The organism is Streptomyces sp. NPDC104381 (assembly GCF_055583745.1).
This window is the reverse complement of the sequence record NZ_JBVJNK010000001.1, coordinates 995,367-1,019,346: the sequence shown is the minus strand read 5'-3', so window position 1 is coordinate 1,019,346 and position 23,980 is coordinate 995,367. Positions and strand designations below refer to the sequence as shown.

20 protein-coding genes are annotated in these 23,980 nt (G+C 72.2%); 3 read left to right on the top strand and 17 right to left on the bottom strand.

The window, feature by feature from the left end; all coding sequences use genetic code 11:
* Positions 1-43: 43 nt before the first annotated feature.
* The 14 genes from ACZ607_RS04560 to ACZ607_RS04495 form a co-directional block, all read right to left on the bottom strand.
* A complete protein-coding gene (locus ACZ607_RS04560; protein ID WP_469731608.1) occupies positions 44-1,159 on the bottom strand; it encodes a pectinesterase family protein in 1,116 nt (371 codons plus the stop codon).
* Positions 1,160-1,257: 98 nt separating this feature from the next.
* Complete coding sequence (locus ACZ607_RS04555; RefSeq protein ID WP_469731606.1) at positions 1,258-2,586, bottom strand: pectate lyase family protein; 1,329 nt, start codon at positions 2,584-2,586, stop codon at positions 1,258-1,260.
* A 64-nt stretch (positions 2,587-2,650) separates the two neighbouring features.
* Positions 2,651-3,478 carry a rhamnogalacturonan acetylesterase gene (locus ACZ607_RS04550; protein WP_469731861.1) on the bottom strand — a complete coding sequence of 276 codons (828 nt, stop codon included), beginning with the start codon at positions 3,476-3,478 and terminating at the stop codon, positions 2,651-2,653.
* Positions 3,479-3,607: 129 nt separating this feature from the next.
* A complete protein-coding gene (locus ACZ607_RS04545) occupies positions 3,608-4,942 on the bottom strand; it encodes an ABC transporter substrate-binding protein (RefSeq protein ID WP_469731604.1) in 1,335 nt (444 codons plus the stop codon).
* 75 nt (positions 4,943-5,017) lie between these two features.
* A complete protein-coding gene (locus ACZ607_RS04540) occupies positions 5,018-6,565 on the bottom strand; it encodes a glycoside hydrolase family 43 protein (protein WP_469731602.1) in 1,548 nt (515 codons plus the stop codon).
* A complete protein-coding gene (locus ACZ607_RS04535) occupies positions 6,562-7,386 on the bottom strand; it encodes a DUF6807 domain-containing protein (RefSeq protein ID WP_469731600.1) in 825 nt (274 codons plus the stop codon). Before ACZ607_RS04535 ends, ACZ607_RS04540 begins: the two co-directional genes overlap by 4 nt.
* Entirely contained in the window at positions 7,383-8,564 is a 1,182-nt protein-coding gene (locus ACZ607_RS04530) for a Gfo/Idh/MocA family protein (RefSeq protein WP_469731598.1), read from the bottom strand. Before ACZ607_RS04530 ends, ACZ607_RS04535 begins: the two co-directional genes overlap by 4 nt.
* A 4-nt stretch (positions 8,565-8,568) precedes the next feature.
* The gene (locus tag ACZ607_RS04525; protein ID WP_469731596.1) at positions 8,569-9,486 is read right to left on the bottom strand and encodes a carbohydrate ABC transporter permease; all 918 of its coding nucleotides are present in this window, start codon (positions 9,484-9,486) and stop codon (positions 8,569-8,571) included.
* Positions 9,483-10,421, bottom strand: coding sequence for a carbohydrate ABC transporter permease (locus tag ACZ607_RS04520; protein ID WP_099176078.1), 939 nt, complete (start codon positions 10,419-10,421; stop codon positions 9,483-9,485). Before ACZ607_RS04520 ends, ACZ607_RS04525 begins: the two co-directional genes overlap by 4 nt.
* A gap of 123 nt (positions 10,422-10,544) precedes the next feature.
* Complete coding sequence (araD, locus tag ACZ607_RS04515; RefSeq protein ID WP_469731593.1) at positions 10,545-12,287, bottom strand: L-arabinonate dehydratase; 1,743 nt, start codon at positions 12,285-12,287, stop codon at positions 10,545-10,547.
* A complete protein-coding gene (locus ACZ607_RS04510) occupies positions 12,284-13,186 on the bottom strand; it encodes a dihydrodipicolinate synthase family protein (protein WP_469731591.1) in 903 nt (300 codons plus the stop codon). The genes araD and ACZ607_RS04510 overlap by 4 nt, the downstream gene beginning before the upstream one ends.
* 215 nt (positions 13,187-13,401) lie before the next feature.
* A complete protein-coding gene (locus ACZ607_RS04505; protein ID WP_124277068.1) occupies positions 13,402-14,058 on the bottom strand; it encodes a GntR family transcriptional regulator in 657 nt (218 codons plus the stop codon).
* Between the two features lie 241 nt (positions 14,059-14,299).
* Positions 14,300-15,484 carry a hypothetical protein gene (locus tag ACZ607_RS04500; RefSeq protein ID WP_469731589.1) on the bottom strand — a complete coding sequence of 395 codons (1,185 nt, stop codon included), beginning with the start codon at positions 15,482-15,484 and terminating at the stop codon, positions 14,300-14,302.
* Positions 15,481-16,440, bottom strand: coding sequence for a 5-dehydro-4-deoxyglucarate dehydratase (locus ACZ607_RS04495; RefSeq protein ID WP_469731587.1), 960 nt, complete (start codon positions 16,438-16,440; stop codon positions 15,481-15,483). Before ACZ607_RS04495 ends, ACZ607_RS04500 begins: the two co-directional genes overlap by 4 nt.
* 375 nt (positions 16,441-16,815) lie before the next feature.
* On the opposite strand from ACZ607_RS04495, the gene ACZ607_RS04490 reads away from it, so the two are divergent.
* The 3 genes from ACZ607_RS04490 (at position 16,816) to ACZ607_RS04480 (ending at position 19,222) form a co-directional block, all read left to right on the top strand.
* Entirely contained in the window at positions 16,816-17,625 is an 810-nt protein-coding gene (locus ACZ607_RS04490) for an NAD-dependent epimerase/dehydratase family protein (RefSeq protein ID WP_469731585.1), read from the top strand.
* 84 nt (positions 17,626-17,709) lie between these two features.
* Positions 17,710-17,943, top strand: a complete 234-nt coding sequence (locus ACZ607_RS04485; protein ID WP_469731583.1) for a hypothetical protein — start codon at positions 17,710-17,712, stop codon at positions 17,941-17,943.
* A gap of 64 nt (positions 17,944-18,007) precedes the next feature.
* On the top strand, positions 18,008-19,222 hold the full coding sequence (locus ACZ607_RS04480; protein ID WP_469731581.1) for a TerD family protein: 1,215 nt from the start codon (positions 18,008-18,010) through the stop codon (positions 19,220-19,222).
* 124 nt (positions 19,223-19,346) lie between these two features.
* Here the strand turns inward: ACZ607_RS04480 and ACZ607_RS04475 are convergent, their stop codons facing one another.
* From ACZ607_RS04475 to ACZ607_RS04465, 3 genes are all read right to left on the bottom strand, one after another.
* The gene (locus ACZ607_RS04475) at positions 19,347-19,577 is read right to left on the bottom strand and encodes a hypothetical protein (RefSeq protein WP_014156926.1); all 231 of its coding nucleotides are present in this window, start codon (positions 19,575-19,577) and stop codon (positions 19,347-19,349) included.
* Between the two features lie 79 nt (positions 19,578-19,656).
* On the bottom strand, positions 19,657-21,237 hold the full coding sequence (locus ACZ607_RS04470) for a TROVE domain-containing protein (RefSeq protein ID WP_469731579.1): 1,581 nt from the start codon (positions 21,235-21,237) through the stop codon (positions 19,657-19,659).
* Positions 21,238-21,591: 354 nt separating this feature from the next.
* The gene (locus tag ACZ607_RS04465; RefSeq protein WP_469731577.1) at positions 21,592-23,916 is read right to left on the bottom strand and encodes an esterase-like activity of phytase family protein; all 2,325 of its coding nucleotides are present in this window, start codon (positions 23,914-23,916) and stop codon (positions 21,592-21,594) included.
* Between the last annotated feature and the right edge of the window lie 64 nt (positions 23,917-23,980).

Here is a 23,980-nt window from a genome sequence, read left to right as displayed (position 1 = left end):
CGGGGCCGTGTCGGAGCCGGAGCGGAAGGAACCGGTCAGGTGCTCACCGGCCGGCCGAGGCGTACGGACGCCAGTCGCCCAGGTATCCGGCCGCGGTGTGCGCGCGGGCCTCGGAGGCCGTCAGCTGCGGACGGTTCGCGGGGACGGTGACGCGCGCGCCCGGCCCGGTGTTGAGGTACTCGGCGAAGCGCTGGTCCTGCCAGGGGAAGCCCGAGGACATCGTGTCGTACGGGGTGACCGCGTCGATGCCCGCGCCGAGGTGGCTGTCGCGGACGGTCAGCATGGGACGCGCGGTGAGGTCGGAGGACGGCACCCAGGGGCGCGCCAGCTTGTAGTACCCGTCGGGGGCGGTGCCGGTGATCCGGGAGCGCACGACCAGGAAGCCGCGTGAGTTGGCCCCGGCGGTGCTGGGGGCGAACACGAAGCCGTACGGCGCCGAGGCCAGGTCGGTCCGGGTCAGGGTGCGGAAGTGGCAGTGGTCGTAGACGGCGGTGGCGCGGCCGAAGACGAAGTCGACGTCGCCCTCGACGTAGCAGTCGCGGTAGTACTGGCGGGCGAAGGCGGTGAGGGCGAGGGAGTCGGCGTACAGGGTGTCCTGGTGGCCGAGGAAGCGGCAGCCGTGGAAGGCCGAGCGGTCGCCCTGCACCTTGATGGCCACGGCCTGGGTGCCGGTGTAGTCGGGGTTGTCGGACCGCAGCCAGTCGTTGGCGAAGGTCACGTCGCGGGCGGTGAAGCCGGCCGCCTGGACGGTGACGGTCGCCGATCCGCTCGTGCCGTAGGTGCCGGACCCGTCGGGCTTGGGCGTGCCGGCGGCGTTGTCGTACACGAGGACGGTGTCACGGGGGTCACCGCTCGCACCGATCAGCGTGAGCTCCTCGCGGGCGGCGTCGACGCGGACCGTGGAGCGGTAGGTGCCGGGGGCGAGCACCAGGGTGTGGCCCGTGCCGGACGCGGCGTCGACGGCGGACTGTACGTCGGTGTGGTCGCCCCTGCCGTGCGGGTCGACGTACAGCGTCCGGGCGTCGAGCCGCCGGGACGGCGAACCGTACCGTCCGAAGGGGCGTCGGTGCGCGGGCCCGGCCAGGGCGTCGGGTGCGCCGAGGGCGAGGGCGGCGCCCGCACCCGCGAACAGGGTCAGGACACTGCGTCTGCCGGTCATGGCGGTACTCCTTCACGGGATGGGGCCGGAGCGGCGCTCCCCGGGGTGGTGGGGGGCGTGCGGTGCCGCTCCGGCCGGTTCTCGGGTTGCCGGGTGGGTCAGCGGAGCGTGGGCCGGTCCGCGCCGGCGCCCAGGCCGACGAGCAGCGGGACGACCAGCGGGTGGTCGACCCTGGTGCGCAGCTCCGGGGTCCAGCCGGCGCCCTCGGTGAGCTGCTCGGCGGGCACGCCCGCGTTGTGCACGGCGATCAGGTCGGTCTTCCGGCCGTTGACGTAGTTGTCGCCGGCCGTGAGGGAGGACTCGGACCACTTCTTGAGGATGGTCGCCTTGTCGAAGCCCTTGGTGACGGTGAACGCGTTGTGCTCGGCGACCAGCCGGGACTCGGCCCCGATGCCGTACGTGTAGCCGTAGGCGGCGCCCGCGGTGGCGACGAAGTGGTTGTTGTACGAGTCGACCTGGCCGAAGCGGACGCGGGGCGCGCGCTCGTTGACGTCCTTGAAGAGGTTGTGGTGCAGGGTCACACGGAGCTTGCCCCGGTCGTCGGCACCGGCGCCGTCGCTGTTGCCGATGAGCATCGTCTTGTCGTGGTCCTTGAGGACGTTCCAGGACACGGTGACCAGGTCGGCGCCGCGGACGATGTCGAAGAGCCCGTCGTGCTGCTGGAACAGCTCGTCGAAGTAGCGGGGCTGGTCGGCGTCGGGCCGGTCGCCGTCGCTGAAGGTGTTGTGGTCGACCCAGACGTGGCGGGAGCCGTACACGACGAGGTTGTCGTACTCGGAGTTCCAGTGGCCGGTGTCGCCGTCGGTCGGGTCCCACTGGGGGAAGCAGTCGTAGGTGTCCTCGAAGGTGAGGTTGCGGATGATGACGTTGGAGACGTTCTTCACCTGGAGGCTGGCGCCGATGACGGTGGCGTCCTTGCCGACGCCGATGAGCGTGGTGTTGGACGGGACGTTCACGTTGACCGCCGCGGCCTGCCGCTTGGCGGACGCGACACGGGCGTCCTCCAGCGGGCCGGAGGGCACCTCGTCCCTGCCCCAGACCTCGGGGTCGTAGGCGGCGAGGTACTTCTCCAGGGTGTAGCCGTCCTGCTGGTACGCCTCGCAGCCGATCGGGGTGCCGGCCGCGTCGGAGTTGCCGTGGACGGTTCCGGCGATCCTGACGATCTTCGGCGCGTCACCGGCGTCCTCGAACGCGGCGATGAGCTCGGCCCGGTTGGTGACCGTGTAGACGTGGTCGGGGGTGGCCTTCGCGCCTCCCGTGGTGGATCCCTCGGCGGCGGCCCAGCCGTCGCCCGGGGCGAGCACGGTGCGCTCGGCCCCCTTGGTGCGGTCGGTGGAGGCCTGGGCGGGGAGGCTCACGGCGAGGGCGAGCGAGGCGCAGCCCATCACCACGGCGATGGCGCGGACGTGTCTCATGCGTGCGGGCATGGCGAATCCTTAACTGTCGTACGGGGAAAGGGGTTGAGCTGAGGAGAGAGCCGTGGGGCGCCGATCAGGCCTGCGGCCAGGTGATCCACGCCCCGGGCACGGGCTCGCCGAGGCGGCGCAGATCGCGCGGTGCGAGTACGCGCCGGTCCAGCAGGGCGCGGGCGGTCGTGCGGGCCACCTCGACGGCGCCGTCGGGCCGGAAGTGGGTGTTGTCCTGTACGCCGTCGGGGTAGTTGGGCGACTCGCCCGGCTCCAGCCAGTTGAAGTACGCCTTCGTGCCGTCGGGGCCGAGTTCCTGCCAGCGGGCGAGGGAGAGCGCCTGGAGGTCGAGCAGGGTCACGCCCTCCTCGGACGCCAGGGCGCGCATCGCGGCGGGGTACTCCCCGTGGGTGGGCTTCGCGGTGCCGTCCTCGGCGAAGCGGCGGCGCTCGACCGGGGTGATCAGCACGGGCTCGGCGCGGCGGGCGCGGGCGCCCTTGACGTACTGGCGCAGATATTCCTGGTAGGTGGTGTACGGGTCGGTGCCCCGGGCGGGGTCCTCGGTCTTCTCGTCGTTGTGCCCGAACTGGATGAGGACGAGGTCGCCGGGGCGGACGCCGTCCAGGAGGGCGGTGAGCCGGCCCTCGTCGATGAAGCTCTTGGAACTCCTGCCGTTCACCGCGTGGTTGGCGACGGCGAGCTGACGGCCGAGGAAGAAGGGGAGGGCCATGCCCCAGCCGGTCTCGGGTGCGGCGTCGGCGTACTTCTGGGCCGCGGTGGAGTCGCCCGCGATGTGGAGCGTGCGGGGCCGGGGCCTGCCTCCGCCACCGCCGTGCGCGAGCGCGGGCGTGGCGATGAGGGCGAGGGGCAGCGCGAGGAGCGCGGCTGCCGTCTGTCTGCGGTTGAGTGACACGGGATGACTGCCTCTCTCGGAGGACACGCGTGAGGTGGTGCGTGGAGAAGAGGGACCGGCGGCGGGGTGCGACCCGGACCGCCGCCGGTCCCCCGGTCATCGGGGTGCCGGCCGTGACGGGACGGCCGGTCAGCCGTTGCCCAGGTCCTTCCACTCCTTCTGGGCGGTGTTCAGCTCGTCGGCCATCTTGTCGAGGAAGGCCTTGGCCGTGGTCTTGCCGAGGAGCAGCTTCTGGAACTCGGGCTCGTTGTCGGCCTTGCTGATGTTGTTCCAGTCGGGCAGGTAGTACGGCAGGTCGACGATCTTGGTGGAGCCGTCGGTGAGGGCCTTCGCGGCGAGCGCGGTCGGCTCGGTCTCGTTGATCCAGGGGTCCTTGGCCGCCTCGGTGTTGGCCGGGATGGCGCCCGCGGACTCGTTCCACTTGCTGTTCGACTCGTGCGAGGCGGCGAACTCGATGAACTTCCAGGCGGCGTTCTTGTTCTTGCTGGTCCGGAAGAGGCCGAGTCCGTCGACGGGGTTGGAGACCTGGACGCGTGTGCCGCCCTCCCCGATGGGGGCGGGTATGCCGGCGAACTTCTCCTCGCCCAGTGCCTTCAGGTGGTCCTGGTAGGAGCCGAGGTTGTGGCTGAGCATCCCGATGGTGCCGGTGTCCCACTGGGCGACCATCTTGGTGAAGTCGTTGTTGACGTCGGCGGCGGGTGTCGTCTTCTTGAAGAGGGCGGCGTACTTCTCCAGCGCGGCGACGTTCTTCGGGTCGTTCAGGGTGGTCTTGTCGCCGTCCCAGAAGTCGGTGATCCCGGTCTGGCCGTAGATCGCGTCCAGGGCCTGCGCGATGGAGCCGGCGCCGCCGCGGATGGTGTAGCCGAACTTGTTGTTCTTGGCGTCGGTGAGCTTGTCGGCGGCCTCGTAGAACTTGGGCCAGGTGGTGGGCGCGTCGAGCTTCGCCGCCTCGAACAGGTCGGTGCGGTACCAGAGGGCGCCGTTGTTCGCGGAGGTCGGCACGGTGTACATGTCGTCGCCCCGGCCCGCCGCGGATCTGACGCTCTCGACCATGTTGTCGACCAGCTTGCCCTTCAGCGGCGACTTCTCCAGCCGGTCGCTGATCGGCTCCAGGGCCTCCTGGGACACGATGTTGGCCAGGTACGCGGTGCCGACACCGCCGACGTCGGGGAGGCCGCCGCCCGCGATGGCCGTGTCGTACTTGGACTGGACGTCGGCGATCGGGATCGGGACGTACTTGACCTTGATGTCCGGGTTCTTCTTCTCGAAGTCCTTGATGATCTCGGTCCAGATGGCGGTGCGCGGACCACCGTTGTTGTCCCAGAAGGTGATCTCGCCCTTCCCGCTGCCCTCCGTGCCCGAGCTGCTTCCGTCGTCACCGCAGGCGGTGGCGCCCAGGGCCAGGACCGCCGTGAGGGAGACCGCGGTCGCGGCACGCCCGCGGAGCGTCTTCGAGATGTTCATGTCAGCTCTTCTCTCTCGGGAATTCTCGGAATCTGTACGCGTGCGTGGGGGGCGGTCGGTGGTGTGCGGTGCGGGTCAGACGGCGCGAGGCCGTCCGGTGGTGCGGAACGCGGTGAAGCCGGCTGTTCCCGACGGTCCCGTCCCGGCCGGCGCGGTCGCGAAGAGGCCCAGGAGCGCTCCCACCCAGCGCCACGGGGTGGCCGCGAAGACCTGGCCGGACGGCTGGAAGCCGGACCCGTCGCCGGTGTCGGCGAGGAAGCGGCAGCGGGCGCCCCGGGTGACCTCGATACGGACGCGTACGCCGGCGGCGGGTGCGGGGCGCGGGTGCGCGGCGTCCCGCTCGTGCTCGGCGACGGTCTCGGCGTACCGGTGCACGAGCCTGGACGTCCCGTCGGGCCCGGCCTCCAGGCCGATCCACGAGAAGGCGTCCCCGAGCACGGCGAGCCCGGCCTTGGCCCCGGGCTCGGTGGAGTCCAGGGTGATGCCGGTCTCGACGGTGAACTCCTCGGCGGGCAGCCGCTGCGTCAGGACGTTGGGCAGGGCCCGCAGGTCGTGGGCGTACGCGGTCCGTACGCAGCTGAGGCGCAGCCCGTCGCCGCCGTGCCCGACCGTCCAGCCGGGGCGCGGGTTGGCGGTCCACTGCCACTGCCGGCCGTACCGGCCGCCGGGGAAGTCGTCGCCGGAGGCCGGCGCCCCCACGGTCCGCTCCGGGGCCTCGGGGCTGCGGTGCGCGAGGACGGGTTCGCCCTCGTCGCCGATGACCGGCCAGCCGTCCTCCCAGCGCATCGGCTGGAGGTGCACCACACGGCCGTACGCCCCGCGGGCCTGGAAGTGCAGGAACCAGTCCTCGCCGGCTGCGGTCCGGACCCAGCCGCCCTGGTGCGGGCCGTTGACGTCGGTGCCGCCCTGCGCGAGGACGACCCGCTCCTCGTACGGGCCCTCGAACGTCCGGGAGCGGAAGGCTCCCTGCCAGCCGGTCTCCACTCCCCCGGCCGGGGCGAGGATCCAGAAGTATCCGTCGTGCCGGTAGAGCTTGGGGCCCTCCAGCGTGAACCAGCCGGGGATCGTGTCGGCGTCGACGAGCGTCGTGCCCTCGTCGAGCAGTTCGCGTCCGTCGGGGCTCATCCGGTGGCCGGTGAGCCGGTTCTTGATCCCGGAGCGGGACTTCGCCCAGGCGTGCACGAGGTACGCCTCGCCGGTCTCCTCGTCCCACAGGGGGCACGCGTCGATCAGGCCCTTGCCGGCCTTGACGAGGTGCGGCGCGCTCCAGGGGCCGCGGATGTCCTCGGCGTTGATCTGCTGGATGCCGTGGTCGGGGTCGCCCCAGAAGATCCAGAAGCGTCCGGCGTGGTGGCGCAGCGAGGGCGCCCACACCCCGCAGTCGTGCCGGGGCACGGCGAAGTCGGCGTCCGGTTCCAGCCGGTCGAGGGCGTGGCCGATGAGCGACCAGTTGACGAGGTCGCGGGAGTGCAGCAGGGGCAGTCCGGGGACGCGGCCGAAGCTGGACGCGGTGAGGTAGTGGTCCTCCCCGACGCTGATCACGTCCGGGTCGGACCAGTCGGCGTTCAGGACGGGGTTGCGGTAGGTGCCGTCCCCGAGGTCGGCCGTCCAGGGCGCCGTCATCCGGTGACCGCCTTGCGGACGTGGGCGGCGGCGGCGTCCCGGTCGAGCCGGCCGTCGGCGACGACGGTGACGACACGGCGGACGACGGTGGCCCCGGCGGCGACGGGGAGCCGGCGGTCCGCGGCGAGGGAGGAGCCGACCCCGGGGTACTCGGTGGTCCGTACGAACCAGGGGTCGCGCCGCGTCTCCTCGGTCGCCCCGGCGAAGACGAGCGTCCAGCCGTCCCCGGCGAGGGCCAGCCAGTCGGCGGCCTTCCCGTGGACCGCTTCCTCGCCGTCGAGGGTTCCGCTGAACACGGCGGGCGGGGCGGGCTCCTTGGGGGCGCGCCAGAAGAAGCCGCCGTATCCGGCGCCGGGGCGGCCGTTGGTGGCGGGGCTGCCGATGGAGAGGTCCGTGCCGCCCCGGTTGGTGAGGGAGAAGGAGAAGTCCAGCGCCCAGGCGGTGCCGGAGATCTCGCCGACGGCGACCGTGCGGTGCTCGCGCAGCAGCTCGGTGCCGTCGGCCTCCCAGCTGAGCTCCTCCACGAAGCCGTCCGGGTCGCGGAGCTTCCAGCCGAGGTGGCGCTGTGTGCCGTGGTTGTCGAGCGCGGTGGGGCCCTGCCCCCGGACGAAGGTGCGCCCGCCCCAGAAGTTGTGTCCGGCCACGTCGGGCACCGCGACGGAGGCGCCGAGGTGGTGGACGTGGTCGGCCGGGCGCTCCTCGGTGACGGGGGTGCCGGCGAGCGTGGTGACGGGGTGCAGATAGGGGCGGCCGTCCGTCCCCGGCCGGTAGCTGTAGCGGCCGACGGGGCGTCCGGCGCAGCTCAGGAGCGCGGTGGTCATCGGGTGCTCACCTCACTGGGGCGCGCCCAGGAGGCGCCGAGTTCGGAGAAGAGGGTGAGGGTGTCGGCCGCGGCGGCGACGGTCCCGTCGATGCCGCGCACGATGCGCCGTACGCCGTCGCCCCGGTCGGCGGGCCGGGTGTGCCAGGCGGTGGCGGGCAGCGCGGTGGGCTCGGGGGCGGTGCGTACCGCTTCGAGGACCCGCATGAACGCGCCGGTGCGCTCCGGCGGTACGAGGAGCGCGGTGCCGTCCTCCAGATGGGCGACGAGGTTCTCCAGGAGGTCGGTCCGCCCGTGGACGGTCTCCTCGGGGCCGTGTCCGGCGCGCTGGACGAGGACCCGGTCCTGCTTGTACCAGAAGGTGACGCGGCCCCGGTCGCCGTGGACGATCACGTACGGTTCGCCGGCCTCCTCCGCGCAGAGGGTGACGGCGACGGTCACCGGCAGCCCGCCGGTGGTGGTGATCCGGACGCAGCTGGTGTCGTCGGACTCGATGTCGTGGGCCCGGAAGAGCTCGGTCTCGATGGACACCACGTCCTCGGCCGTTCCGGCGTCGGCGAGTTCGAGGGCGGTGGCGACGGCGTGCGCCAGCGGGTTGGTGAGCACCCCGTCGACGACGTCGGTCCCGCCCATCCTGCGGCGCCCGGCCCACGGCGCCCGCCGGAAGTAGGCGTCGTCGCGGACCCAGGCGCCGGCGGCGCCGACGCCCCGGACGGTGCCGACAGCTCCGGAGCGTACGAGCTCCCTGACGGCCGGCACGGCGTGCGAGCCGAAGGACTGGAAGCCGATCTGGCAGGCCACGCCCGCCTTCCGTACCCCGTCGGCCATGCGGGCGTAGTCCTCGTAGGTCGCCGCGGGCGGCTTCTCCAGGAGGAGGTGGACCCCGCGGGCCGCCGCGGTCAGGGCCAGCGCGGTGTGGGTCGGGATGGGGGTGCAGATGACGGCGGCACGCGCGCCGGTGGAGTCCAGCAGGGCCCCGAAGTCGGCGGACTGCTCGGGCATCTCCCGGGCGAACAGGTCGAGTTCGGCGTCGGTCAGCGGGTTCAGCTCGCAGACCCCGGCCAGTCTCACCAGGCCCTGGTGCTGGAGGCGGCGGATGTTGGCGAGGTGCCAGCGGCCGTGGCCGCGGGCTCCGGCCAGGACGACGGGCACGGGGGTGGTCGCGGGCGTCCGGTTCATGTCGTCATCCCTTCACGGCGCCGGCGCTGAAGCCGGTGATGAGCCACTTCTGGATGAAGGCGAAGACGATCACCACGGGCACGGCGGCGATGACACCGCCCGCGGCCAGCGCCCCGAGGTCGACGCTGTCGGCGCCGATCAGGGTGTTGAGGCCGACGGGGATCGTCTGCTTGTCCTGTTCGCTGAGGAACATCAGGGCGAACAGGAAGTGGTTCCAGCTGTGGACGAAGGCGAAGGAGCCGACCGCGATCAGCCCCGGTCGCAGCAGCGGCAGGACGACGGCGCAGAAGGCCTTGAAGCGCGAGCAGCCGTCCACCCAGGCGGCCTCTTCGAGGGAGACCGGCACGTTCTTGATGAACCCGCTGATCAGGATGATCGACAGGGGGAGCTGGAAGACGGTCTCCGCGATGACGACGCTCCCCAGGGAGTTGATCATCTGGAGGTTCTTGAAGATCTCGAAGAGCGGTACGAGCATCAGGGCGCCCGGGATGAACTGCGAGCAGAGCAGCGCCAGCATGAAGGCGCCCTTGATCTTGAAGTCGAACCGGGCCAGGGCGTAGCCGCCGGCCAGCGCGACCAGGGTCGTGGCGATCAGCGTCGCGACGCCGACGATCATGCTGTTCTGGAAGAAGAGGGCGAAGCTGCGCTCGTTCCAGACCTTGGAGAAGTGGTCCCCCGTCATCGGCCAGGGCACCAGCGAGGTGGAGCCGGCGGGCCGTACGGCGAAGAGGAGCATCCAGTAGAACGGGATGAGCGTGAAGAGCAGGTAGACGCCGAGCGGCACGTAGATCTGCCAGCGCGGTACGTCGTCGAAGGCGCGCTCGCGCTTGGGGCGGCGGGGTGAGGAGGGCGGCGGGAGGTCGTCGCCCCCGGACGGTCCCGGCGTGCGGGCGTCCTTCTTCTCGACGAGTGCGGCGGTCACTTGTTGTCGCCTCCGAACTTGCTCAGGCGCAGATAGACGATCGAGCAGAAGAGGAGGATCACGAAGGCGACGGTGGTGAGCGCGGAGGCGTATCCGAAGTCGTGGCCCTCGATGCCTGTGTTGGCGACGTAGAGCGGGAGGGTGGTGGTCTCGCCCGCCGGTCCGCCACCGGTGAGGGTGTAGAGCAGGTCGACGTTGTTGAACTCCCAGACCCCGCGCAGCAGGGTGGCCAGGATGATCGCGTCGCGCAGGTGCGGGAGCGTGATGTGGAAGAACTGCCGCAGCCGGCCGGCCCCGTCCACGGACGCCGCCTCGTACAGCTCCTTGGAGACGGACTGGAGGTCGGCGAGGATGAGGATCGCGAAGAAGGGGACTCCGCGCCAGAGTTCGGAGACGGTGGCCGCCCAGAAGACGGTCCCGGTGTCGGAGAGGACCGAGGTGCCGTACTCACCGATCCCGGCGTCCGCGAGGTAGCGGCTGAAGCCGGTCGAGGAGTTGTAGAGCAGGATCCAGATGGTGCTGGTCAGCACCCCGGAGACGGCCCAGGGCGAGAAGACCATGGCGCGGGATATGCCGCGGCCGATGAACGTCTGGTTGACGATCAGGGCGAGCGCGAGGCCGAGCGCGAGCTGGAGGGTCACCTGGGTGAAGACCCACTGGGCGCTGAAGCCGAGCGTCGGCCAGAACTGCTCGTCCTCGGTGAAGATCCGGGTGAAGTTGTCGAAGCCGGCGAAGCCGTTCCGCCACGGCTTGGTGACGTTGTAGTTCTGCAGGCTGTAGTAGAAGACGCTGACCACCGGATAGGCGATGAAGCCCAGCATCAGCAGGCCGGCCGGCGCGATCAACAGATACGGCAGTCGGCGGGGGGTGGCCGAGCGGCGCCTGGACGCCTTCCCCTTGGGGGGCGGTGTGGCCACGGCTGCGGATTGGGCCATGACGCGTCTCCGATCTCTGGGAAGTGCTGGATGTGCCGTGCTGTCGGTGCATGGTGCAAGCGCTTACCGCATGCCGTTCGGTATTCCGGACGGGGCGGCGCGCGAAATTCTCTTCGCCCGGGGTCAGCCCGCGTACGGGTCGGGCACTTCTCCCTGCCGGGCCAGGAACGCGAAGTCGCATCCGGTGTCGGCCTGGGTGATCTGGTCCTGGTAGAGCGCGCCGTATCCGCGCCCGTAGCGGGCGGGCGGCTCGGTCCACTCGGACCTGCGCAGCTCCAGCTCGTCCTCGGACACGTCGAGGTGGAGCAGCCGCGCCTCGACGTCGAGGGTGATCAGGTCGCCGGTGCGGACCAGGGCGAGCGGCCCGCCGACGAAGGACTCGGGTGCGATGTGCAGGACGCAGGCTCCGTAACTGGTGCCGCTCATCCGGGCGTCGGAGAGCCGCACCATGTCGCGTACGCCCTGCTTCAGGAGGTAGTCCGGGATCGGGAGCATGCCGTACTCGGGCATCCCGGGGCCGCCCTTGGGGCCGGCGTTGCGGAGCACCAGCACATGGTCCGGGGTGAGGGCCAGGGCCGGGTCGTTGATGGTGCGCTGCATCTCCTTGTAGTCGTCGAAGACGACCGCGGGCCCGGTGTGGCGCAGGAGGTGCGGTTCGGCGGCGATGTGCTTGATGACGGCGCCGTCGGGGCAGAGGTTGCCGCGCAGGACGGCGACCCCGCCCTCCTCGGCCAGCGGGTCGTCCCGTTCCCGGATGACCTCGGAGTTGTGGACGAGCGCCCCGTCGAGCTGTTCGCGCATCGTGGAGTGCGCGACGGTGGGCCGGTCCAGGTGGAGTACGTCGGTGAGCCGGGCCAGGAATCCCGGCAGACCTCCGGCGAAGTGGAAGTCCTCCATCAGGTACTTCCCGCCGGGGCGGAGGTTGGCGAGGACGGGCACGGTGCGGGCGACGCGGTCGAAGTCGTCCAGCGTGAGCTTGACCCCGGAGCGGCCGGCCATCGCGATCAGGTGGATGACGGCGTTGGTGGAGCCGCCGAGCGCGAGGACGGTGGCGACGGCGTCCTCGTAGGCGTCCGCCGTGAGGATCCGCGACAACGTCAGCTGCTGCCACACCAGTTCGACGATCCGGATCCCGGACCGCGCGGCCATCCGGTCGTGACCGGAGTCGACGGCCGGGATGGAGGAGGCGCCCGGCACCGTGACGCCGAGGGCCTCGGCGGCGGCCGTCAGGGTCGAGGCGGTGCCCATCGTCATGCAGTGGCCCGGCGAGCGGGCGAGCCCGTTCTCCAGCTCGGCCATCTCGCAGTCGCCGATGAGGCCGGCCCGCTTGTCGTCCCAGTACTTCCACATGTCCGTGCCGGAGCCCAGGACCTCGTTGCGCCAGTGGCCCGGCAGCATCGGCCCGGCGGGCACGAAGACGGCCGGCAGGTCCACGGATGCGGCGCCCATCAGCAGCGCGGGCGTCGACTTGTCGCAGCCGCCCAGCAGCACGGCGCCGTCGACGGGGTAGGAGCGCAGCAGCTCCTCCGTCTCCATGGCCAGCATGTTGCGGTAGAGCATCGGGGTCGGCTTCTGGAAGGTCTCCGAGAGCGTGGAGACCGGGAATTCGAGCGGGAAGCCGCCCGCCTGCCAGACGCCCCGCTTGACCGCCTGCGCACGGTCGCGCAGATGGACGTGGCAGGGGTTGATGTCGGACCAGGTGTTGAGGATCGCGATGACCGGCTTGCCCAGGTGCTCCTCGGGGAGGTAGCCGAGCTGCCGGGTGCGGGCGCGGTGGCTGAAGGAGCGGAGCCCGTCCGTGCCGTACCACTGGTGGCTGCGCAGCTCCTCGGGGGCGAGGCGGCGGCCCGTGCCGGTGCCGGTCATATGGACCACCCGGCGACCAGTCCCGCGACCTCGGCGCGCTGCTCCTCGGGCAGTGCCCGGCTCGGTGCGCGTACGTCGCGGCGGCAGAGCCCGAGCGAGGCCAGGGCCTCCTTGACCACCGTCACGTTGTTGGCGGACTGCCGGTCGGCGCGCAGGTCCTCGAAGCGGCGGATCTGCTCCCAGACCTTCATCGCGGCGACGTAGTCGCCGGCCCGCAGCGCCTCCAGCATGGCGAGCGAGACGCCGGGGGCGACGTTGACGAGCCCGGAGGTGAAGCCGGTGGCGCCGGTCGCGAAGTAGGAGGGGGCGTAGAGCTCGGCGAGGCCGGCGACCCAGACGAATCTCTCCAGGCCCGCGTCCCGGGCGAAGGCGCCGAAACGGGCGGCGTCCGGGACGGCGTACTTCACGCCGATGACGTTGGGGCAGCTGTCGGCGAGCTCGGCGAGGCGCTCACCGGCGAGCAGCGGGTTACGGACGTACGGGACGACCCCGAGCCCGGGGACGGCCTCGGCGATGGCCCGGTGGTAGTCGACCCAGCCGTCCTGCGAGACATAGGGGTGGACGGGCTGGTGCACCATCACCATCTCGGCGCCGGCGTCCCTGGCGTGCTCCGCGGCGGCCACCGCGGTGGGGACGTCGTGGCCGACGCCCACCAGGACGGTGGCCCGGCCGCCCGCCTGCTCGATGGTGAGCTCGGTGACGGTGCGCCGCTCGTCGGGGGTGAGCGCGTAGAACTCACCGGTGTTGCCGTTCGGGGTGACGATGCGGACACCGCCGTCGAGCAGCCGCCCCAGCAGTGCGCGGTGCGCCGGGACGTCGATGCTCCCGTCCTCGGCGAACGGGGTCACCGGGATCGCCACAACGTCTGCGAGGGCCGCCTTCAGCGGGGAGAGGTCCATGCGGACCAGCCTTTCGTCGAGGTGCTGGTGTGTCAGAAGCTGTTGCCTTACTCCGGTTGGGAACAGGCCGAGGGGGCTGGTGCCTTCGGATCCAAGGCGGAGGAGGGAGGCGACGCGGAGCGTCGTCGACTGACGACAACGCCGGAGACGGAGGTGCCAGGCCCCTCGGCCCCCGACCGGGGTAAGGCAACAGCTTCCCGGGTCCAGCTGGTGGTTCACGCCGTGTCACCCCCGTCTTCGTCGTCGGGGAAGGCGCGGCGCACGAACGATGCGATGTGGTCGTGCAGAGCCGCCGCGGCGGCGGTCGCGTCGTCGGCGAGCGCGAGCCGCAGGATCTCGCGGTGCTCGGCCGCCTCCCGCTCCCAGGAGGGGATCGCCGACCAGGCCACGGTCGACACGAGTGCGGCCTGGTCACGGATCTCGTCGAGCATCCGGGCGAGCAGCGGGTTCCCGCAGGGCAGGTAGAGGGCCCGGTGGAAGTCCCGGTTGGCGAGCGACCTGTCCGCCTTGTCGATCGCCGAGTCGGCCCGTTCCAGGGCCTCCTGCGCCGCCTCCAGCGAGGCCTTGCGGGTGATGGAGCGGCGCAGCGCCTCGGGCTCCAGGAGCAGGCGTACGTCGTACACCTCGCGGGCCATGGTCGCGTCGACGAGCCGGACGGTGGCGCCCTTGTACTGGCTCATGACCACCAGGCCGGTGCCGGCGAGCGTCTTCAGCGCCTCGCGTACGGGCGTCTTCGACACCCCGAACTGCGCGGCGAGTTCGGTCTCCACGAGCGCTTGTCCCGGTTGCAGCTGCGCGGTGAGGATCGCGTGCTTGATCGCCTCCAGCACGTACTGGGTCCTGGACGGAATCGGGGCAGGCGCAAAGGTCATGGGTGAAGAGCTCTCACATCTCGCGTATCGCGTCTCATATATGACGTACGAAGTACGACGCGATGAAGCTAGAGCGGTGGGAATGTTTCGTCAACGCTTCTGGCAAAAGAAGTTCCGTGGATGCGCGACCGGGACACGGCGGGGCCCCGCCGGCGCGGCCCGCCGTACGCCGTGCGGACACGGCACAGGCCCCCGGCTCCGTGCCGGGGACCTGCGTGTACGGGGCGGGAGAGGCCGCGGGTCAGCCGCCTCGGACGGCGGAGAGGGCGCTCGCGACGGCACTCAGGTCGGGGCCCGAGGCCAGACCCGCGTGGTAGAGGCGCAGTTGGTCCGCGCCGAGCGAGGCGGCGTGCGCGGCGTCCCGTTCCAGCGTGCCGGGGCTGCCGCCCATGCCGCTCACCACGTTGAAGTTGGCCGCCAGCACCCCGGAGAGCCCCGCGAACGGCCCGAGGACGGCCTCGCGGGCGGAGTCACCGCCGGTGCAGGGCAGCACGACGCCGTCCGCCGTGGACAGGATGTGGGCGGGGTCCGTCCCGGCGTTGGCCCCGGTCCGGTAGGGGGCGGGGTCGGCGTGCAGCAGGACCTGGAAGCCCGGATCCGGCGCGGCGGCCCGCACGGCCGCGACGGCGGCCTCCTGGAGGCCCCTGGCGACCTGGACGCGCCACCGCAGGGTGGCGTCGGCGAGCCCGGCGCCGAGCAGCTTCTCCACACCGCCCCAGCCCTGCGCGTCGGAGCCGGATCCGGCCCAGACCGGCCCCAGGGCGCGGCGTACGGCGGTCCGCAGCTCCTCGGGGTCCAGCCCCACGGAGGCGTAGCCGGCCCGGCAGTCGGCGCAGAAGCAGAGGGACATCAGATACTGCGCCGCGTCCCCGAGGGCGACGCCCGAGGTCTTGTCGTGGGCGTGCAGATGGGCGAAGCCGTACCAGCCGCACGACTCCAGCTCGGTGCCCGCGGTCCCCGGGCGTACGGCCGCCTCCGCCGCCAGGTCCACCAGATACGCGTGGACGGCGGGCCGCGCGATGCACGGCGCCCAGGGGTAGCGGTCGCCGTAGGCGTTGACCACGGAGGTGTCCGGGTGCTCGGCCCCCAGGCGGGAGTTGTGCGCGAGGACCACCCAGGAGTGCACCTGGAGACCGGCGCCCGCCAGGGCCTCGGCCGCCTCGGCGTACGGGTCGTCGCCCGCCACCCAGGACTGGACGTAGGGGCGCAGCTCGCGCCCCGCCCAGCGTGCGGCGTCCGGCGGGTAGAGCACCGCCGCGTGCTCGGCCGTCACGATCCGGCGGCCGGGGTGGCGCGGGGTGAGCGCCCGGGTGGAGTGGTAGGCGGCGGCGAGCGTCACCTGCTGGACGCCGAGGCCGGCGAGCCGGGCCGGGGCGTCCGGGTCCCCCACGACGTCCCACGGGTACAGGAACGCGGAGGCCTTCACTTCGCCTCCCCCGCGCGGTGCTTCTCCAGCAGGGTGCGGCCGTCCGCGATGATCGCGGCCAGCTCCTCGACGTGCTCGGCCGGCGGCTCGGTGAGCGGGGTGCGCACCGGGCCGACGTCCAGGCCCTCCAGCCGGACGGCCGCCTTCACCAGCGAGACCGCGTAGCCGCGGCCCTTGGCCCGCAGTTCGACGAGCGGCCGGTAGAAGTGGTCGAGCAGCGCGCCGGCCAGGTCGTCGTCGCCGGAGTCCAGCGCCCGGTAGAAGGCCAGCGCGATGTCGGGGGCGAAGGCGAAGACGGCGGAGGAGTAGAGCGTGACGCCGATGCCCCGGTAGGCGAGCCCGGTGAGCTCGGCGGTGGGCAGGCCGTTGAAGTACAGGAAGTCCCGGCCGGGCAGACCGGTGCGTACGGCGCTGACGATGCGCTGCATCAGGTCGAGGTCGCCGTAGCCGTCCTTGAGGCCGATGATCCCGGGGGTGCCGGCCAGGGCGACGACGGTCTCCGGGGTGAAGACCGCGTTGTCCCGCTGGTAGACGATCGTCTCCAGGGAGGTGGCGGCGGCGAGGGCGGCGTAGTGGGCCAGCAGGCCCTCCTGGCCGGCGACGACGAGGTAGGGCGGCATGGCGAGGAGCCCGTCCGCCCCCGCCTCCTCGGCGAGCTTCGCGTACTGGATCGCGAGCGCCGTGCCGTAGCCGGCGCCCGCGACCACGGGCACCTGGCCCGCGGTCTCCTCGACCGCGGCCCGGACGACGAGCCGGAACTCCTCCGGGGCCAGGGCGTGGAACTCGCCGGTGCCGCAGCAGGCGAAGACGGCTGCCGCACCGGCGTCCACCCCCTTGCGCACATGCGCGCGGAAGGCGTCGAGGTCGACGGCGCCGTCCGGCCCGTAGGCGGTGACGGGGAAGAAGAGCGGCCCGGCGACATCGGTGAGTCGGGCGGCAAGGGGGGCTGAGGTCACGGGCGCTCCCTGAGCAGATTCAGGCGTGCACAATTATGATCGGCGTCCATATTTCTGAACGCTGCCACGCTAAAGCAGCCCCTCGGCGCCGGTCAAGCCGCGTGGAGCCGACCCCGGGACGAACCGACCGGCACCGTGCACCACTTGACGTGGTCCACCACGACTTCTTAGCGTGTCCACGCATGTGAATGCTGCCCATGGAGTTGACGCCCCGGACGGTCCGGGTGGCCGTATGACGTCCGCGCGCCACCCGCACCCCGCTCTCCGCACGTCCGCCCCCCGCACCGCCCCCACGCACCGCAGCACCGCACCGCCCCGTCCGCGCACACCGCGCCCGCGCCCCGCGCCCCGCGCCCGCACCGAGGAGATCCCCGTATGCCAGCTCCGCGCACCGTCCTTCTCACCGGCGCCGCCGGCGGCCTCGGCACCCTGATGCGGGGGCTGCTCCCCGCGTACGGCTACGACCTCCGGCTGCTCGACCTCGCCCCCATCGAGGGTGAACCGGACGCCGTCACCGCCGACCTCGGCGACAAGGCGGCACTGCGGGAGGCGGTGCGGGGCGTGGACGCGGTCATCCACCTCGCGGGCATCTCCCTCGAAGCGTCGTTCGACAAGATCCTGCACTCCAACATCGAGGGCACCTACAACCTCTACGAGGCGGCGCGCGAGGAGGGCGTCGGGCGCATCGTGTTCGCCTCGTCCAACCACGCCATCGGCTACACCCGGCCGCCGAGCCCCGGCGACCCGCTGATCCCGATCGACACCCCGCGCCGGCCCGACACCTTCTACGGCCTGTCGAAGTCCTTCGGCGAGGACCTCGCGCAGCTCTACTGGGACAAGCACGGCCTGGAGACGGTCTCCGTGCGGATCGGCTCCTGCTTCATGGAGCCGACCTCGGTGCGGATGCTGTCCGTCTGGATGAGCCCCGGCGACGGGGCGCGCCTCTTCCACGCGGCCCTCACCGCCGAGGACGTACGGCACACGGTGGTGTACGGCTCCTCCGACAACACCAGGCTGTGGTGGGACCTGACGACGGCCCGCTCCCTCGGCTACGAACCGCAGGACGACTCCGAGCAGTACGCCGAGAAGCTCGTCGCCGAGCAGGGGGAGCTGGACCCGCACAACCCCGACCACGCCCACCTCGGCGGCCACTTCGTCACGGACCCGCCGATCTGGCCGTACTGAGAAAACGGGGACGGGCGGGAGGCTGCCGGGCCCCCGCCCGAAAACCGGGCGACGCGGGGCCCCGGGGCCGGGCAGCATACGGCCATGCCGAAACCTTCCGGATTCACGTACGAGCGACACAGCGACGCGAGCGTCACCCTCACCCACCACGGCCGCGCCGCGGGCACCCTGCGCGGCGGCCGGGCGGAGAAGTTCCTCGCCGAGGTGGAGTCCGGCGACGCCCAGCTCGTCATGGCCCGCTGGACCGGCGCGTACCGGCACGGCAACGAGCGCACCGCCCGCGAACACCCCCGCAACCGGGGCCGGGGCGGCCGCTGAGCCGTACGGATCACGTCCGCGAAGGTAAGGGAACGGCAAAGCCGGGTCGTTCGTTACCCCGTGCATGACCGCAATGACCCCCGGCTCGAACATCCCTCTCTCCGCCGCCCGTGTGGCGGTGGACGTCGCCGCCCCGGTGCGGCTCGACGTCTCGGGCCTGCTGCTCACCGCCGACGGCAAGGTGCGCTCCGACGACGACTTCATCTTCTACAACCAGCCCTCGGGCCCCGGCGTGACCTACCGCTCGGGCGGCGGGTCGGCGCCCGACGCCATCGTGGTGGACACCACGGCGGTCCCCCCGGGCATCGAGAAGATCGTGGTCACGGCGAGCCCCGACGCCGCGGGCCAGACCTTCCAGGGCGTCGAGCCCACCGCCACCGTGCGCAACGCGGACGACGGCGGCGCGCTCGCCACCTTCACCCCGCCGCAGCTGGGCAGCGAGACGGCGCTGGTGGTCATCGAGATCTATCTGCGCAACGGCGCCTGGAAGGCCCGCGCCGTCGGCCAGGGCTATGCGAACGGGCTGGCCGGCATCGCCACGGACTTCGGCGTCTCGGTGGAGGAGCCCGCCGCGGCGGCGCCCGCCCCGGTCGCGCCGCCCGTCGCTCCCCCGCCGCCCGCGGCCGCTCCCGTGGACCCCCGGATCGCGCCTCCGGCCCCTGCGGCACCGCCCGCGCCGCCGGCCCCGCCCGCCGGCTCCGGCAAGATCAACCTCGACAAGGGCCGGATCAGCCTCCAGAAGAACCAGACCGTGTCCCTGGTCAAGGGCGGCAGGCCGCTGCTCTCGCAGGTCAAGATGGGCCTCGGCTGGGAGCCCGCGTTCCGCGGCAAGGACATCGACCTCGACGCCTCGGTGATCGCCTTCGGCCCCGACCGCAATCACCTGGACAGCTGCTACTTCGGCAAGCTCTCCATCCTCAACGGCGCGATCAAGCACTCCGGCGACAACCTCACGGGCGAGGGCGCGGGCGACGACGAGGTGATCGTCGTGGATCTCGGCCGGATCCCGGCCGACGCGACCGGTCTGGTCTTCACGGTCAACTCGTTCACCGGGCAGAAGTTCACCGAGGTCGCCAAGGCCTACTGCCGGCTCATCGACGCGGCCACGGGCGAGGAGCTGGTGCGCTTCGACCTGACGGGCGCGGAGCCGCAGACCGGCGTGATGATGGCCAAGCTGATCAAGCAGTTCTCCGGCGAGTGGGAGATGACCGCGATGGGCGAGTTCGTGAAGTCACGGACCGTCCGCGGCATGGTGAAGCCCGCCGCGAAGGCCCTGTAGCGCCACCGGCCCGCAGCAGCGGGTGCCCCGGGGAACGGCTTCCGGGGCACCCGCGGGTTCTCCCCTCAGGTGCCCCGGTTCCGGAGAGTATCCGGTCGGACGCGGTGCGTGCTCGTCCGCTCCCTCAGAGCTTGGTCAGCTTGGAGTACGGGCTCAGGATCCTCCCCTGTCGCCCCGAGAAGTCGATGAGCACTGCGTCGTTGTCGCCCTCGACAGCGAGGACTCGTCCGAGTCCGAACTGGTCGTGCGACACCCTGTCGCCCACATCGAAGCATTCGACCGGTGGGGCCGCCTGGGCCGGGCGGTTGAAGGGACTGGAAGGCAGGTGACGCCGGGAACCGGCTGACTGTTTCATTACGGTCGAGTATGCGCCCTGTAAGCGTCCGACGCCATGCCCGACCGCTCCGGAGCGGGCAGTAGTGCCGGATTCGTAATCAGCGGTTCCAGGGCCAGTCGGCGCTCCTGCCCGCTTCCAGCAGGGGCACCATGCGGAACGCGGCGTCGGAAAGACCCCCGAAGGTGTGGCGGTTCTCGCCTCCCGACGGCGCGTGCCCGACCCGGTACCCGGCGAGGTTCCAGGTGTAGACGGGCACGGTCGGCGGGACGCCCTCGGTGGCGTCGCCGTAGTACGTGAACGACGCCTGCTCGTCGGTGACGATCAGCACCCGGTCGTGCCCGCGGTAGTGCCGCCGCACGGCCTGCACGGTGTTGGTGCCGCCCAGGTCGCCGAAGCGCTCCAGGATCCTCAGCACGGACTCGCCCCTGCGGTACGGCACCGCCGAGCTGCTCGTACCGAACTCCACCAGGTCGGCGTCGGCGGCCCGCAGCGCCAGCGCCGCGCCGAAGACGGCCGCGGCGTCGGCCCGGTTCAGCTGGGAGCGGTCCGAGAGCGGCGCCCCCATCGAGCCGGAGCGGTCGACGAGGACCAGGGTGCGGCCGGGCAGCGCGGGAACGTTGCCCAGCGAGTGCCCGAGCGCCTGTTCCAGCGGGTAGGCCCACCGCAGCGACGGGGCGTGCTGGTACGCGGCGAGGTAGCGGAAGGGGAACTGCCGCGAGGCGGCGACGGCCTCCGGGTCGCTGATCCGCGCCGCCACCCCGGCGGCGACCTCGTCACGGACGCCGGCCTCGTCGAAGTTGCGCAGGTTGCGCAGGAGCGCCATCGCGCCCATGGACGGGATCACGGCCTCCCAGGCCGCGGCGTCCATCGGCCCCTGGAGCCAGCCGGCCAGTGCTTCCCAGGTCATGCCGGCCTCGGCGAGCCGCTCCGCGCCGCCGGGTCCGGTGATCACCGCGCGTCGCTCGGCGACCGGCACCGCCATCAGCTCCGCGTGCGCGGTCAGGGTGCGGTCCGACCCGGGCGGCACGGCGTCCTCGGGGTGGTGCCTGCGGTCCAGGGCGTACCGGAACAGATCGCCCTGCCACGGCTTGGCGGGGTCGGGCGCGGCGTGCACCAGGTTGAGGACGTCGCCGAAGCGGTAGCCCTTGGACGCGGTGTCGTACTTCAGCAGCGCCCGGCCGCCGTAGAGCCGGCGTACGGCGTCGGCGATGCCCCGCTTGACCGGCTTGGGCACCGCGCGGCCGTACCGCGAGGTCCAGTATCCGAGCAGCTCCCCGGGCTCGTCCGCGCGCAGCAGTACGGAGTCCACGACCTGCCGGTTGGACGGGCCGTCCACCGCGCCGGCGTCGAGCCGCGCCTTCACGTACTCGGCGGCGCCGACCACCGACGCCGTGCGCATCTGCCCCTCGCCGCGCAGCCAGCGCAGCAGGCCCGCCGTCCACTCCGGGTCCTCGACGGCGAGCGTCCGCACGAGCGTCGCGAACCGGGCGTCACGAGCCTCCGCGTCCTCGTGGTGGGTCTCCTGCGTCACGAAGTTGGCGACCGCGAGCAGGAAGAGCTCGGAGCGGCTGTCGCGGAGGTGCCCCACGGCGCCCTGATGGTTGCGCGCGGTCTTCCCGGCCGACCGCACGGGCGAGGTGACGGGGGGCCGGGTGGAGCGGGTGTTGAAGCGTGCCATGTGAATTCCCCCGAATTCATGGGAGGGAGACACAGCGAAGAAGGGGTGCCCGAGATCAGGGGTCGGCGACGGTGCTGTCCGATGCTCTGTCCATTGAGCTACCGGCCGTGGCCGGGCGGGACTCGAACCCGCAACCGTCGGATCCGTAGAAGTATCCGTCGCCTGCGCACCGGGCACCCCGGCGCTCGTGCCTCCCGAGATCAGGTCGGCCGCGGCGTGTTTCCGGAAAGGAAGTAGCCGCTGCCTTCGCACCGGGAGGTGCGTGGCCCCTGACTCTAGGAGGACGACCGCGCGGCGCGCGAGGCGTTTTTCCTCCCGCGCGCCGCGCCGTGGATCCCACCCGCCCCGGCGGGCTCAGCCTCGGCCGAGGACCTTGCGGGTCGTCCCGAGATCGAGGAAGACCGTCTCGCCCGTGGAGTCGTCCAGCCCGTCGTTGTCGGTGACGGCGTAGACATGGCCGTCACCGCCCACCGTGAGGCCTTCCAGCTTCTCCTGCGTCCAGCCCTTCGTGGCCCGCAGATCGGGCAGCACGTCATGGGCGAGGGTCTTCGGCAGGACGGTGAGCGCACCCTTCGGAGCGGCGCTCGTGGGCAGGTCCACCGTGTAGATCCGCTTGACCCTGGCCGCCGGGCCGTTCAGCTTGTCGCGTTCGATGACGGCGAGCCTGTCACCGACGACGGTGATCTCGGACAGGCCGAGCCAGTCGCCGGGCGTGGTGGTGGTGCCCAGCCGGTAGCCGTACCAGCTCCAGGTGCCCGCCCGCACGTCGTACCGGCCGAGCCGGACCACACCGGCCGGGTCGGTGCCGGCCTCGCGCTGGAGCGCCGCCCAGACGATCTCGCGGCCGTCGCCGCCCGTGGTGGCGGTGACGCCTTCGAAGCCCTGTGAGCCGAGGCCCGCGGCGACCTCGGACGGCAGCGGGACGACCTGCCGGGTGACGCCGTCGCGGTCCAGGCGCACCAGCTGGTTGCCCGCCCCCGTTCTGCCCTCGACGGCCAGCCAGAATCCGCCCTGGGGCCGGGCGTGGATGCCTTCGGCGTCGTACCCGACGGGCTTGCCCGCGGCGTCCTTGACGGTCAGCTCGCGCGTGATGACGGCGGGCTTCCGGTCCGTGGCCACCGTGAGGATGCGGGTGGTGGCGTACGCGGCGTCGGTGACGGTGTACAGCTCGTCCGGGCGGCCCGGCACCGCCGAGAGGGCTCCGAGCGCACCCCACCCGATGGGGGTGCCGGTGCCCGAGGAGTCGGACGCCGAGACCAGCGAGGGGTACGAGGGCGTGCCCCGGCCCAGGCGGAACAGGCTCACCGAGGCGCGTACACCGGCCTCGGCGTCGTCCTCCTCGCTGGAGACGGCGAGCAGTCCGCGTGACGGGATCGGCAGCAGGCCCTCGGGGCCGTTGGTGGTCGGCAGGACCTGCCGCAAGACCGGCCGGGTGGGGTCGCCGAGGTCGTAGACGGCGACGAAGTTGGAGCGCTCCGAGCCGACGAAGGCGTAGCGCACCCCGTCGTACGTGCCGATCGCCAGCCCTTCGGGCTCGGTGCCCTTCTTCCCCGAGCGGCTGTCGTCGAGCAGGCCGTGGCGGGCCGCCAGGTGCTCGAAGCTGTTGCCGGCGTCCCGGACGACTTTTCCGGTACGGCTGTCGAAGACGGTCCAGCCACGGGTGCCGCCCTTCCAGTCGCCCTCGTCGGCGGTGGCCAGATAGCGGTCGTCGATCCAGCCGAGTGCGTCCGGTTCGCGCGGTACGCCGGTGAGGGACCCGGTCTGGTCGATGACGCCGTCGTCGGCGGTGTCGACGCCCTCGATGTCGGCGGTGCCGGCGGTGAACGCCTTGGTGAGGCGCCCCGACGCGAGGTCGATCACGACGACGCCGTTGTTCTCCTGGAGGGTCACGGCGAGCCGGCCACGGCTGTTGACGGAGACGTACTCCGGCTCGGGGTCGGTGGGCTCGGTGATCCCGGCGGCCACCAGTGCGGGCAGCGCGGAGCCGTCGGGCGCGGTCAGCGGCACGGCGCGGGTGGTCCACCGGGCGGGCGAGGAGCCCTTGAGGTCGACGATCCGCACGAAGCCGGCGGGCGCCTGCGGGAGGTCGCCCTCCTCGCCGCCGGCCGGGGTGGCCTCCTCGTCGCGCTCGTTCTCGATGGCGATGGCGGCGTACCGCTTGTCCTTGCTGACCGCGATCGAGTCGGGCTGGCCGCCGAGGTCGTGGCTGGCCACCCGCTGCCGGGTGCGCAGCGAGATGACGTCGAGGCGGCCGGACGGCCGGGTGTAGCTCGCGCTGGTGTTCACGACGACCAGTACGTACGCGCCGACGACCGACACCGAGGTCGGTTCGTCCTCGGCGTCCCCGAGCGCGGCCAGGGAGAGCGTGCCGAGCCCCCGGGGCCGGCCGGCGTCGCTGATGTCGAGGAAGCCGATCCGCCGGGCGGCGGCGTCCGTGTAGACGAGGGTGCGGCCGTCCTCGCTGGTCGCGGAGATCTCGGCGACGGTCTGCGCGGAGGCGTCCTCGCCGGCCGGGCGGTTCTGGAAGACGGGGTAGGTGGCGGTGCGTTCGAACGCCATCGCGTCCCGGCCGCGGTCCCCGCCGTGCGGCCGGTCCGCGTTCGCCACACCTGCGCCGGCCAGGGTGCCGACGGTCACGGCCAGGACCGCCAGTGCGGCACAGGTTCTCTTCGGGAGCATCGTTCCTCCGGTTCGGTCCACTTCGGAACCGGATGCTCGCAGCCGTGCACCATGACCGCTGGGC